At 54.0% G+C, this 11,945-nt stretch carries 17 protein-coding genes and 1 pseudogene; 6 read left to right on the top strand and 12 right to left on the bottom strand.

Going from position 1 to position 11,945, the window contains the following annotated elements; genetic code table 11:
• From ABJQ89_RS04775 to folK, 10 genes are all read right to left on the bottom strand, one after another.
• The coding region (locus tag ABJQ89_RS04775; RefSeq protein WP_348495122.1) for a GTPase at positions 1 to 276 on the bottom strand (276 nt) is incomplete at its 3' end.
• Positions 273 to 953: a ribonuclease III gene (gene rnc / locus ABJQ89_RS04770; protein WP_348495121.1), complete on the bottom strand. Its 681-nt coding sequence runs from the start codon at positions 951 to 953 to the stop codon at positions 273 to 275. The genes ABJQ89_RS04775 and rnc, both read right to left, overlap by 4 nt.
• A 4-nt stretch (positions 954 to 957) precedes the next feature.
• Positions 958 to 1,794 carry a signal peptidase I gene (gene lepB, locus ABJQ89_RS04765; protein ID WP_348495120.1) on the bottom strand — a complete coding sequence of 279 codons (837 nt, stop codon included), beginning with the start codon at positions 1,792 to 1,794 and terminating at the stop codon, positions 958 to 960.
• 80 nt (positions 1,795 to 1,874) lie between these two features.
• Entirely contained in the window at positions 1,875 to 2,285 is a 411-nt protein-coding gene (acpS, locus tag ABJQ89_RS04760; RefSeq protein ID WP_348495119.1) for a holo-ACP synthase, read from the bottom strand.
• Between the two features lie 3 nt (positions 2,286 to 2,288).
• Positions 2,289 to 2,912, bottom strand: a complete 624-nt coding sequence (locus ABJQ89_RS04755; protein WP_348495118.1) for a LysE family translocator — start codon at positions 2,910 to 2,912, stop codon at positions 2,289 to 2,291.
• Positions 2,909 to 3,658 carry a pyridoxine 5'-phosphate synthase gene (locus ABJQ89_RS04750; protein WP_348495117.1) on the bottom strand — a complete coding sequence of 250 codons (750 nt, stop codon included), beginning with the start codon at positions 3,656 to 3,658 and terminating at the stop codon, positions 2,909 to 2,911. The genes ABJQ89_RS04755 and ABJQ89_RS04750 overlap by 4 nt, the downstream gene beginning before the upstream one ends.
• Positions 3,659 to 3,723: 65 nt before the next feature.
• Entirely contained in the window at positions 3,724 to 4,389 is a 666-nt protein-coding gene (locus ABJQ89_RS04745; RefSeq protein ID WP_348495116.1) for a DUF2062 domain-containing protein, read from the bottom strand.
• Positions 4,367 to 6,535 (bottom strand): bifunctional (p)ppGpp synthetase/guanosine-3',5'-bis(diphosphate) 3'-pyrophosphohydrolase, encoded by a 2,169-nt coding sequence (locus ABJQ89_RS04740; protein ID WP_348495123.1) that lies wholly within the window; start codon positions 6,533 to 6,535, stop codon positions 4,367 to 4,369. The genes ABJQ89_RS04745 and ABJQ89_RS04740 overlap by 23 nt, the downstream gene beginning before the upstream one ends.
• Positions 6,536 to 6,602: 67 nt before the next feature.
• A complete protein-coding gene (gene rpoZ, locus ABJQ89_RS04735; protein WP_348495115.1) occupies positions 6,603 to 6,956 on the bottom strand; it encodes a DNA-directed RNA polymerase subunit omega in 354 nt (117 codons plus the stop codon).
• A gap of 90 nt (positions 6,957 to 7,046) precedes the next feature.
• Positions 7,047 to 7,622: a 2-amino-4-hydroxy-6-hydroxymethyldihydropteridine diphosphokinase gene (folK, locus tag ABJQ89_RS04730; RefSeq protein WP_348495114.1), complete on the bottom strand. Its 576-nt coding sequence runs from the start codon at positions 7,620 to 7,622 to the stop codon at positions 7,047 to 7,049.
• A gap of 146 nt (positions 7,623 to 7,768) precedes the next feature.
• Here folK and ABJQ89_RS04725 point away from each other — a divergent pair, with 146 nt between their 5' ends.
• The 6 genes from ABJQ89_RS04725 to ABJQ89_RS04700 all read left to right on the top strand — a co-directional run bounded on the left by ABJQ89_RS04725 (position 7,769) and on the right by ABJQ89_RS04700 (position 11,474).
• Positions 7,769 to 8,341: an NYN domain-containing protein gene (locus ABJQ89_RS04725; RefSeq protein WP_348495113.1), complete on the top strand. Its 573-nt coding sequence runs from the start codon at positions 7,769 to 7,771 to the stop codon at positions 8,339 to 8,341.
• Positions 8,342 to 8,466: 125 nt separating this feature from the next.
• A complete protein-coding gene (gene ispH / locus ABJQ89_RS04720; RefSeq protein ID WP_348495112.1) occupies positions 8,467 to 9,417 on the top strand; it encodes a 4-hydroxy-3-methylbut-2-enyl diphosphate reductase in 951 nt (316 codons plus the stop codon).
• Positions 9,414 to 10,010, top strand: a complete 597-nt coding sequence (locus ABJQ89_RS04715) for a class I SAM-dependent methyltransferase (protein WP_348495111.1) — start codon at positions 9,414 to 9,416, stop codon at positions 10,008 to 10,010. The genes ispH and ABJQ89_RS04715 overlap by 4 nt, the downstream gene beginning before the upstream one ends.
• A complete protein-coding gene (gene rnhA / locus ABJQ89_RS04710) occupies positions 10,010 to 10,462 on the top strand; it encodes a ribonuclease HI (protein WP_348495110.1) in 453 nt (150 codons plus the stop codon). Before ABJQ89_RS04715 ends, rnhA begins: the two co-directional genes overlap by 1 nt.
• Positions 10,459 to 10,854, top strand: coding sequence for a hypothetical protein (locus ABJQ89_RS04705; protein ID WP_348495109.1), 396 nt, complete (start codon positions 10,459 to 10,461; stop codon positions 10,852 to 10,854). The genes rnhA and ABJQ89_RS04705 overlap by 4 nt, the downstream gene beginning before the upstream one ends.
• Positions 10,851 to 11,474, top strand: a complete 624-nt coding sequence (locus ABJQ89_RS04700) for a trimeric intracellular cation channel family protein (RefSeq protein ID WP_348495108.1) — start codon at positions 10,851 to 10,853, stop codon at positions 11,472 to 11,474. Before ABJQ89_RS04705 ends, ABJQ89_RS04700 begins: the two co-directional genes overlap by 4 nt.
• Before the next feature lie 20 nt (positions 11,475 to 11,494).
• On the opposite strand, the gene ABJQ89_RS04695 is transcribed toward ABJQ89_RS04700, so the two are convergent.
• Complete coding sequence (locus ABJQ89_RS04695) at positions 11,495 to 11,731, bottom strand: hypothetical protein (RefSeq protein WP_348495107.1); 237 nt, start codon at positions 11,729 to 11,731, stop codon at positions 11,495 to 11,497.
• A gap of 4 nt (positions 11,732 to 11,735) precedes the next feature.
• Positions 11,736 to 11,945, bottom strand: a pseudogene (locus ABJQ89_RS04690) (methionyl-tRNA formyltransferase); the annotation flags it as partial.

The raw sequence follows: 11,945 nt of genomic DNA, 5'->3' as shown, positions 1-11,945 counted from the left end.
AACAACAACATCTGCATCCGCAGCGCCGCCCCATGCGGCAGCAACCATCGCACGGTCCAATCGGCGCGTCGGTTTGAACAAACCTGGCGTGTCAACGAACACCAACTGGGATGCCCCTTCCAGCGCAACACCGCGAATGCGCGCGCGCGTCGTTTGCACCTTGTGGGTCACGATGGACACCTTCGCGCCAACCATGCGGTTGGTCAGAGTGGATTTGCCCGCGTTCGGTTCACCGATTAGGGCAACGAAGCCTGCGCGTGTTTCTGTGTCAGTCATGCTGTCATCCTTGCCAGCAGCGCTTTGGCTGCCGCTTGTTCTGCGAGGCGCTTAGAGCCAGCCTGAGCCGTCGCCGTTTCGCCGCTATCGAGGCGCGCTTCAATTGTAAACATAGGCGCGTGGTCCGGTCCACTACGCGCGGTTTCCACATAACGTGGGGGCGTTTGGCCCTTGGATTGCGCCCATTCTTGCAGGCTGGTCTTAGGATCACGCGCGTCTTCTTCGACCGCATTGATCCGCTCGCCCCAGAGACGCAGGATCAACGCTTGAGCTGCATCAAAGCCGCCGTCCACGTAGACCGCCGCGATCAGCGCTTCCATCGCATCGCCAAGCAGCGCCAATTTGCGACGCCCGCCGCTTTTCATTTCTGAACGACCCAAGCGCAAAACATCACCAAGCGCGATTTCGCGCGCCACATCTGCACAGGTCTCTTTGCGCACGAGCGCATTGTAGCGCGGCGCAAGTTGCCCTTCACTGGCCTTCACATCTGCGCCAAGCAGCGCCTCAGCCATAACCAGGCCCAAAACACGGTCACCGAGAAATTCAAGACGCTGATTGTCACCGCGTGATGGCGTGGACATTGACGAATGGGTCACCGCTTCCGTCAGCAATGTTCCATCTTCAAATCGAAACCCAATGCGCTCTTGCAACGCGATGAGATCAGCGGAGAGTTTCATGCGATCAGTCTACTGCTTTAAAGAAGCGATCTGAACGCCATGTCCAGAAGAACAGCATAGAGCGACCCGCAGAAGAGAACATCACACGATCCGCGCGACCGATCAGGTTTTCATATGGCACGAAACCAACACCGCCCGCAGCGTTTGGAACGCGGCTATCGGACGAGTTATCGCGGTTGTCACCCATGAAGAAATAGTTGCCCACTGGCACGGTGTAGACAGGCGTATCATCTGTTCGCTGTGGGCCAATGTTCAGGATCGCATGCTGAACGCCATTTGGCAGAGTTTCGATAAGCAGCTCTTTATTACAAGTGCCGCCTTCACCCACAGGACCGTTAGAGCAACGGGGGCGCAGACGATGCGGCCCCTGCGCTTCTGCCACTTCTTCAAATACGCCAGCAGGTTCCTGAGGAGCCGCTTCGCCATTGATGAAGACAACGCCATTTTTGACCTGTACTTTATCGCCCGGCATCCCGATCAAACGTTTTACGAAATCACGGCCGGACACAGGGTGACGGAAGACAACGACATCGCCGCGCTCAGGCTCGCCGCCGAACAGACGTGTGTTGTCACCATCGGCGAATCCACAGAACTTTTTCGCATCCAGATTGATGCCAAAACGCGGAACAATAACGGACGGGCAAGAGGCGTAAGAGTAGCCATAGGCCATCTTGTTCACGAAAAGAAAATCGCCGATCAAGAGCGTGTTTTTCATGGAACCTGACGGAATCCAGAACGGCTGGAAAAAGAGTGTCCGAAACACCCCAGCAATCAACAGTGCATAGACGACAGTTTTAATCGTCTCGATGACAGGATTGCCCTTTTTGGTTTCCTCAGCCATGTGTTTTCTCCGTTTCGCAGCTCAACGCTACATGGGCCGCGCCTGCCTACATGTCAACCGCGCCAATTGCGTGTGCAGCATCACGTTTCGGCGGGGATGGGCCGTGCTTCGATCACAACAAAGGCCTGCGCCCAAGGGTGATCGTCCGTTAACGTCACGTGGATCACCGCCTCATGTCCAGCGGGCGTCATTTTTGCGAGGCGCTCAGCGGCCCAGCCTGTCACATGCATCACAGGTTGGCCCGTGCGCATATTGGTGACTGACATGTCTTTCCAAGCGATTCCCATAGCAAGCCCCGTGCCAAGCGCCTTGGAGCACGCTTCCTTCGCAGCCCAGCGTTTTGCATAGGTGCCAGCGACGTCTCTTCGACGTTCCGCCTTGGCTTGTTCTATCTCTGTGAACACACGATTTTTGAACCGCTCGCCGAAACGTTCAAGCGTGCCGGCAATCCGTTCAATATTTGCGAGGTCAGTGCCAATGCCAAGGATCATGTTTTACACAGCGCGCGTCGTCAGGATCTTGAGGCTGGCGGCCCCAAACAACAGACCAAAGCCAAGCTCGAACGCGCGTCGCGCGCGGCGATATCCCGCCACGATCCAAGGGCTAGAAAACAAGATGCCGTATCCCACAAAAACGGTGGTCGAGACGCAAAGCAGCTGCGCATAGAGTACAAAAACGGACGAAAGTGGTGCATCTGTCGGCAAGGCAATCGCAAAAATAGCACCCCAACCAAGGATCGCCTTGGGATTTGTTAAGTGGATCGCCAGACTTTTGGCAAAGACGCGGCCAAGCCCCCCCTTGAGTGCGTTTTGATCCTGTAGCGGTTTGTTGTTCCATGCCGATTTAAAGGATTTATATGCGAGATAGCCGAGATAAAGCGCGCCAATCACCTTGAGAGCGGTGAATAGCCACACATTGGCTAACATCACCGCGCCCATGCCCAAAGCCGATGCCAATCCCCAAACAGCAGATCCAGCCGTGATCCCAACGCCAGAGACGATGCCTGCCAACCGGCCACGTTCCATGGCAGTTCCAGATATGGTCAAGGTTGCTGGACCCGGTGATCCCCCACCTAGAGCCCAAGCCAGCAAAAGCGCGGCGAGCTCCCAGCCTGTCACGCGCGCACCTCATCCAAGATATTGCGCATATGTTGAATTGCCGGACCCAGACCACGGAAAACGGCTTCCCCAATGATGAAGTGGCCGATGTTGACCTCTTGCACCTGCGGAAGCGACGCAACGGGCCTGACATCATCATACGTCAACCCGTGCCCTGCATGCACCTCTAGCCCAAGATCATGAGCATAAGCTGCCATCTCTGTTATCGCAGCCAGCTCGCGATCACGGGTTTCGAAATCGCCCTCTGCATGGGCATCGCAATAGGCGCCCGTATGAAGTTCAATCACCTCTGCGCCGATCCGATGCGCAGCGTCGATCTGACGTTTATCAGCGGCAATAAAGATCGAAACACGCGATCCCGCTTCGCGCAGCGGAGCAATGTAATGGGCCAGTTTGTTTTCATCTTGCGCGACGTTCAAACCGCCTTCGGTCGTACGTTCTTCGCGTTTTTCCGGGACAATGCACACCGCATGCGGCTTGTGCCGCAATGCGATCGTCTGCATTTCGTCCGTCGCGGCCATTTCAAAATTCAACGGGATTTTCAGCACATCCATCAACGCATCGATGTCAGAATCCCGGATATGGCGCCGATCTTCCCGCAGATGCGCCGTAATGCCATCCGCGCCCGCTTCCTGAGCGACCAGTGCTGCGCGTATCGGATCAGGCAACGCACCACCACGCGCATTGCGAAGGGTCGCGACATGGTCAATGTTCACGCCAAGTCGGAGAGGCAGGGATTGTGTCATTACGCAAAACTCCACGAAAATTTGAGGGCTATGGTACTCGTCAAACGCGCATTGGCCAGAGGCAATTAGCCCTTTTCAGGAGCTTTCTTATCCGCCCGCTCAGCCGCTTTTTGTTTGAGATTGCTCAAACGCTGTTTCAGCACACCTTTGTTACGGCGTTTCTGATAGGCCCTAATGACTGGCACGGACAAATAATAGCAGATCAAGCCGCTCACGATGCCGGGTAGAACGCCGCCAATCAGATAAGGGAAAAACACGTCTTCATAAAACTCGATCAACCCTGCCCAATCGGTATAACGCCCCGTGAACAACGCTTTGAGATTGCCCCAAAGATCGCGCCATGCACCTGCGAACACTTCCCCAAAACCGTGGCGAATATGTTCCGCGTTTCCAGCAGCGCCCGTCAACCAATTGCCCGTCTTCATAGACACGTAAGCAATCGGTACGAAGGTCAATGGATTGCCAAAGAAGGTCGATAGAATTGCCGCAAACAAGTTACCGTTCATCAGCCTCGCCAACAGGAAGGCCGCGAGAAAATGCAATCCGAACAACGGGCTAAACGATACGAAAACGCCAGCAAAAATCCCGCGCGCAATGCGCTCCGGTGAATCGGGCAAACGCCGCACTCTGTGTTTGACATAGTGGAACGCACGCGCCCACCCCCCTTTGGGGTAGATCGCTTCCCAGATCGCTCTGAGCCAGCTGCGTTTATCTCGGCGCTTGAATACCAAGTCGATTTCCTATGTCCGTGGCGCGTTCGTTGGCGTCGTTCGGGTCTTGGTGACGCTCAACTTCTGCAACATCATCTTCGGCCATCAGAGCCGAGATTACAGAATGCAAATGTTCCGCGTCACGCAAATCTATTGCTATGATCAAACGGAAAAAATCCGGTTTACGATCAATAAAGGTCAGATCAGAGATATTCGCACCTTGCTGCCCGATCAATGTGCAAACACGCCCGAGCACACCTGCATCATTGCCTATTGTCACATCAAGACGGGCCGTATGGATCGGAGGATGCGTTCCCGCGAGCCAATGAAGATCGACCCAGCGCTGCGGCTCGTCTTCGAATTTGCTCAGGGCTTGGCAATCAATCGCGTGCACCACAACTCCGCGGCCACGTTGGGTAATCCCAACAATGCGTTCGCCCGGAAGCGCTTCGCAACACAGCGCGCGTTCATGCGTTTGCCCTTGTTCCAAGCCAATAACTGCACGTTTTTTATCAATCGTTGCGTCTGCTTGTTGCGCCAACTCGGGATAGACCGCGTTGATAACATCTGACGTTGTCAAAACGCTTGACCCAAGCTGTGCCAAAAGCACATCCGCACTGCTCACCCTCAGAATTTTGGCTGCAGTTTCCAACGCTTTATCGGTCGCTTTGCGTCCAACATGTTCAAACGCAGATCGCGCGAGTTCGCCGCCAAGTTTGATAAAACGTTCTTTGTCCTGTTCGCGCAGCGCACGGCGCACCGCGCTTTTGGCTTTACCTGTTGCTGCAATATCAAGCCAAGTCGCCTGCGGTTGCTGCCCTTCGGCCGTGACCACCTCGACAGATTGCCCGTTCTTCAAACGCGTCCACAGCGGCACGCGCAGGCCATCAACCTTTGCACCGACACATGCGCTTCCGATACGCGTATGAATCGCATAGGCGAAATCCAATGGCGTCGCCCCGCGCGGCAGTTTCACAACATCGCCCTTGGGCGTGAAGCAAAACACTTGGTCCGAATACATCTCAAGCTTTACAGCTTCGAGGAAATCTTCGTGATCATCCTCAGCACCGAATTGTTCATTTAGCGTCGCGACCCATTTCACCGGATCAACCGCAAAAGGGTTTTGCGAACGGATACCATCGCGATAGGACCAATGCGCAGCTACGCCAGATTCCGCAACGTCATGCATTTGCGGCGTGCGAATTTGCACTTCAACCCGCTTTCCATCCCGGCCAGAGACCGTCGTGTGAATCGAACGATAACCGTTGGATTTTGGCTGACTGATGTAGTCCTTAAATCGACCGGGCACAGCGAACCAACGCTGGTGAATTACGCCAAGCGCGCGATAGCAGTCTTCTTCGGATGTCGTGATGACGCGAAATCCGTAAATGTCCGAAAGGCGGGAGAACCCCTGCTCTTTCTCTTCCATCTTACGCCAGACTGAATAGGGCTTTTTCGCACGGCCGAAGATCGTGGCCTCAATGTCATTCGCCGCCAGTTCATGACGCATGTCGCCAGTGATCTTGTCGATCACATCGCCGGTTTCTTTTTGTAGGTGAATGAAGCGGCGCATAATCGACGCGCGCCCTTCAGGGTTCAGCACGCGAAATGCGAGGTCTTCAAGTTCTTCGCGCATCCATTGCATACCCATGCGACCCGCAAGCGGCGCATAGATATCCATTGTTTCACGCGATTTCTGGACCTGCTTTTCAGGGCGCATGGCTTTGATCGTGCGCATGTTGTGCAAACGGTCAGCCAATTTGACCAAGATAACGCGCATGTCTTTGGCCATCGCCATAAACAATTTTCGGAAATTCTCGGCCTGCTTTGTTTCATTTGAACTGAGCTGCAAGTTGGTCAGCTTTGTAACGCCATCCACCAACATCGCGATTTCATCGCCGAAAATGCCTGCGACCTCGGTGTAGGTGGATTTCGTATCTTCAATCGTATCGTGCAACAGTGCCGTAATCAAAGTTGCATCATCCAGCTTTTGCTCAGCCAGAATGCCTGCCACCGCGATGGGATGCGTGAAATACGGCTCACCTGAATGGCGGAACTGACCGTCATGCATACGAGCGCCATATTCGAAAGCAGTTCGAATAAGCGCTTCGTTGGTTTTTGGATTGTAAGTGCGAACAGTCGCGAGCAGTGCGTCAGGCGACAACAGATCTAAAGAGGCGTCGTCCATCTAAGCTCTATTGCCCCCAGAGCAACTCCCTGTGCAAAACAGGAGTTTAGCCCTGCCCTTGCGCTTCCATCAATGCACGAAGAAGCTTCTCTTCGGACATATCGTCATCCGCTGGTTTGTCTGCTTCTGCGCCCATGAGAAGCGCCATTGCGTCTTCTTCCGGCTCATCAACTTCGATCTGTGTCTGGTTTGATTCGATCAAACGTTCGCGCAGATCATCCGCCAATTGTGTTTCTTCAGCGATCTCGCGAAGGGACACAACAGGGTTCTTATCATTGTCGCGATCAACGGTAATTGCGCCGCCAGCAGAGATTTCGCGCGCACGATGTGCTGCGAGCATCACCAGATCAAAACGGTTTGGTACCTTGTCGACACAATCTTCAACTGTAACGCGGGCCATGATTATCTCCGATTTGATGCGGGCTAAGAAGCCTGCCTTCTACGTCCGAAAGATAAACTTGACAAGCAGATATTCAAGGTAGCGATTGCCTTAAATTGGAACGACCTGATCAATTTCGCCCTTTGGCAACTCTGCCAGCATCTGCCTGACACTCTTTTTCAGAACCGGATGCACCCAATCAGCGGCGATATCGGCTAAAGGTGCCAACACAAAAGCGCGATCTTGCAAGCGTGGGTGCGGCAAAACCAATGCATCAGGCGCTGCTTGCGCTTGCAAACTAGGGTCCAGCCTGAACCAGCGCTCAAATTCGGATAGGCTCGGTAACACCAAGTCACCAGAGCCGATCAAATCGAGATCAAGCGTGCGCTGGCCCCAACGTTGCACTCTTTCACGGCCAAAATCAGCTTCAATACTGTGGAGCTTTTGCAAAATCGCGTCAGGTTCCATCGAACTTTGTAACGTAACAGCGGCATTCACATAGTCAGGACCGGCCCCTGCAGGAAAACAAGGTGTGCGAAAAAAGCGGCTCACAGCACGAATCGCAAAGCCCGCTTCGGCAAGCGCGCGAATGGCCGCTTGCACCGTAACTTCGAGCGAGTCCCCCTCTGAGGAAAGATTCGCCCCCAATGCAACCAATTGCAATGCACCGCTTTTCGCCAGACTCATGTCAACCTATCCGTTTGGAACTTCAATAATACGTTTGCGCCCTTGCCTAGCAGCTAGATTTTCATTTATTCTAATACACGGAAAGGTCGCAAATTTTATTTACCTATACACTCACGGCGCGACTGATCCATTTGAAAGGACAATTAATGTTTTACAAAGACGAACGGCTCGCGCTGTTCATCGATGGATCGAATCTGTACGCAGCGGCAAAAGCGCTTGGGTTCGACATCGACTACAAGCTTTTGCGGCAAGAATTTATGCGTCGCGGCAAAATGCTACGCGCGTTTTATTACACTGCTCTTTTGGAAAATGACGAGTATTCGCCTATCCGCCCTCTTGTTGACTGGTTGAATTACAACGGCTTCACGATGGTGACAAAGCAGGCCAAAGAATACACCGATAGCCAAGGTCGCCGTAAGGTGAAGGGTAATATGGACATCGAACTCACGGTAAACGCGATGGAGCTAGCTCCGCACGTAGACCATATTGTTCTGTTCTCTGGCGATGGCGACTTTCGTCCTCTCGTCGAGAGCCTGCAACGTCAGGGTGTACGCGTCTCCGTGGTTTCAACGATCCGTAGCCAACCTCCAATGATCGCTGATGAACTGCGCCGCCAAGCGGACAATTTCATCGAATTGGAAGAGCTGAAGGACGTTGTTGGTCGCCCTCCGCGCGATCCAATGCCCGAACGCGAACAAAGCTTCGAAACAGCAAACTAAAACATCGAAAGCCAGGGCAAATCGCCCTGGCTTTCGCTTTTGACGCACAACGCGCCTCTGGACCAAGAGCCAACATCACGATACCTCTGCTCGCAAATGCAAATCCCTTTGCGATGGAGTCGATGATGACCCTTAAACCCCTCACTCTCTATCTTGCCGCACCGCGCGGCTTTTGCGCTGGCGTCGACCGCGCGATCAAAATCGTTGAACTGGCATTGGAAAAATGGGGCGCGCCTGTCTTTGTGCGCCATGAAATCGTTCACAACAAATTCGTCGTCGATGCCCTGCGCGAAAAGGGTGCCGTTTTCGTCGAAGAACTTGACGAATGCCCAGATGATCGCCCAGTGATCTTTTCAGCTCACGGCGTTCCCAAATCTGTTCCGGCATCCGCTGCAAAACGCGAAATGACTTATGTGGATGCCACCTGCCCACTCGTGAGCAAGGTCCACATAGAAGCAGAGCGCCATTCTGAGAACGGGCTGCAACTGGTCATGATCGGCCATGACGGCCATCCCGAAACCGTTGGCACGATGGGACAACTACCCGAAGGTGAAGTTCTTTTGGTCGAAGAACCCGAGGATGTGGCGGGCCTCGAAGTGCGCGATCCTGAAAAGCTTGCGTTCGTGACACAAACAACGCTTTCCGTTGACGACACCGCAGATGTCGTCGCTGCCTTGCAAGCACGTTTCCCACACATCAAAGGTCCGCATAAAGAAGACATTTGTTATGCGACCACCAACCGCCAAGAGTCTGTGAAAGCGATGGCCGCCAAGACCGAAGCGATGTTGGTAGTAGGCGCGCCCAATTCGTCCAACTCGCGCCGTTTGGTCGAAGTCGGCGCAAAAGCTGGCTGCTCCTATGCACAACTGGTCCAACGGGCCACCGACATCGATTGGCGTGCGTTGGAGGGCATAGAGAGCATTGGCATCACAGCCGGCGCCTCGGCCCCAGATGTTTTGATCAGCGAAGTCATAGACGCCTTCAAAGACCGCTATGACGTCACCGTTGAGGTGGTGGAAACCGCAAAAGAAAATGTCGAATTCAAAGTGCCTCGTGTGCTGCGGGTGGCTTCATGAGCGATAAGAAAACGCTGGGGATCTATGATGCGAAGGCACAGGATTACGCGAAGCTCACTGTGGATGACGCAAAGAATGCAGACTTAGCGGCATTCATCGATTTCCTCCCTAACGGGGGACGCGCGCTTGATCTTGGGTGTGGGCCGGGGCAACACGCTGCGCAAATGGCGCGGCGTGGATTGAACGTTGAAGCAACGGATGCCTCGGGCGAAATGGTCAAACTGGCAGCCCAGAATGAAGGTGTCAGCGCCAGACAGGAAACATTTGATGATCTGAACGGGTTCGAGACCTATGACGGCATCTATGCAAATTTCAGTCTGCTTCATGCGCAGCGCACGAAAGTTCCGGAGCATGTTAGCACAATCGCTCGTGCCCTAAAGCCTGGAGGCATTTTCCACATCGGCATGAAAACTGGCGCAGGTGAAGAACGCGACGGGATCGGACGACGCTACAGCTATTTCTCCGAAGCAGAGCTGGAAAAAATGCTCACCGACAATGGACTTACAGTTCTGCGCCGAAACCATGGTGAAGACATTGGACTAAGTGGTGAAATGGCCGAATGGGTCATTTTGCAAAGTAAGAAAGACACATAATGCCTAAACTAACCGCCTATACCGATGGCGCATGCAGTGGAAATCCGGGTCCGGGTGGCTGGGGCGTTTTAATGCGCGCCACTGAAGGGGATGAAATCCTAAAACAGCGTGAACTGAACGGCGGCGCTGAATTGACGACGAACAATCAGATGGAATTGATGGCTGCCATTTCAGCGCTTGAAGCGCTTGAGCGCGCTGCAGAACTGACCATCGTGACCGACAGTACCTATGTGAAAAATGGCGTGACGGGCTGGATTCACGGTTGGAAAAGGAACGGTTGGAAGACCGCCGCCAAGAAGCCTGTGAAAAACGTCGAGCTGTGGCAACGCCTTGATCAGGCGCAAGCCCGTCATCAGGTGGTTTGGGAATGGGTCAAAGGACACGCAGGCCACCCCGAGAACGAGCGCGCCGATGAGCTCGCTCGCGAAGGTATGGCCCCATTCAAGAAATGAGCCAAGCTGTCGTTTGCCCAATCGCGTTACACCCCGATGGTGCACCTTTGCGTGTTCCTGCCTATCTGCATCCGCAAAACGGGTTAGAAATCATCAAAGACACGCTTCAAAGCGAAGATCATATCGCCCATGAAGCGGCGCAAGTTTTGTTCAGGCTTTCTAGTTTGGAAACTCGTCATGCCATCGCCATTGGGCAGTCCCAAGAGATCGAAACCGGCGTCACTTGGCATTTTGCTCTGTGCCGTCTCGCGCCTGTCGTTCGGGATATGTGGCAAAACGTGAATCCTAGCGACGGCACGTTGTTAAAATTTCAGTGGTTCGACTTGTCTGATTCCCCTGCTCTTTCGCAAACAGACACCAATGCACTAAAATGGGTCCGAAACGCACTATGAGCTTGCTGACCTTTCTCGACTACACTTCGGTTTTGATCTTCGCTCTCACAGGTGCGCTCGTCGCCTCGCGGGCGCAACTCGATCTTGTTGGGTTTGCATTTCTAGCCGCGTTGACAGGTATTGGCGGCGGCACCGTGCGCGATGTGCTTTTAGATCGAAATCCTATCTTTTGGATGGAACAGCCAGCCTACTTGGGCGTTACGACCTTTGCTGCTGTGTTCGTGTTTTTCACAGCGCATTTGGTAGAGAGCCGATATCGGCTATTGCTTTGGACCGACGCGGTTGCCTTGGGCGTCGCTGTGGCTGCGGGACTTGGCGTTGCTCTCGCGGCCGGTCAACCACCCATCATCGTTGTGCTCATGGGGATCATAACAGGCTGCATGGGCGGATTGATGCGCGATGTGGTCTGTGCCCAAGTGCCATTGGTTCTCAAACAAGGAGAGCTTTACGTCAGCGCTGCCTTCTTAGGGGCAAGCGCGGGCATGTGTGCATCTTGGCTTGGCTTTGCGAACATTTTCGTTCTGGTAACGGCAGTTTCTGTTACCGTTATTTTGCGCGCGGGTTCACTCGCCTTTGGTTGGAAGCTGCCCATTTACGGTCACCTGCCCCCTAAAACGTAGGGTACGTGAAACCACGCACCTTACTTGCGCCAGTGCGTTGGAACGATGATCAAAGCCCCAATAGACGACACAATCGCGTTTACGCCCGGTGATCCAAAACCAACGCGGAACATGATGGTGATGAAATAGAACAAGAACGCACCGCCAACACAAATGATGATCGACGGTAGATATCCATTATGCGTAAATTCGCTACGCTCGGAGATATACCCGACGATGCCCGCCAACACGACAGTTCCAAAAAGTGCCAAAAACATAGCGTTACCCTTCTCCAAGCTGCGTGCCGCGCGGCACGGGCGTACCACGTAGAAACTCTTGCGCATCTTGCGCGCCTTTACCAGCCTTCTGCGCGCGCAAAATCTGAATTGCACCGCTTCCGCAGGCAATCGTCAACGCATCGTCCACCGCTTCACCAGCGACGCCGGCCTCGTCGGAAACGCGGCTTGTCAGCAGTTTGACGCGCGCGCCGTT

Source organism: Planktotalea sp. (assembly GCF_039984035.1).
Taxonomy (GTDB): domain Bacteria; phylum Pseudomonadota; class Alphaproteobacteria; order Rhodobacterales; family Rhodobacteraceae; genus Planktotalea.
This window is presented reverse-complemented; position numbering and strand designations above follow the sequence as displayed.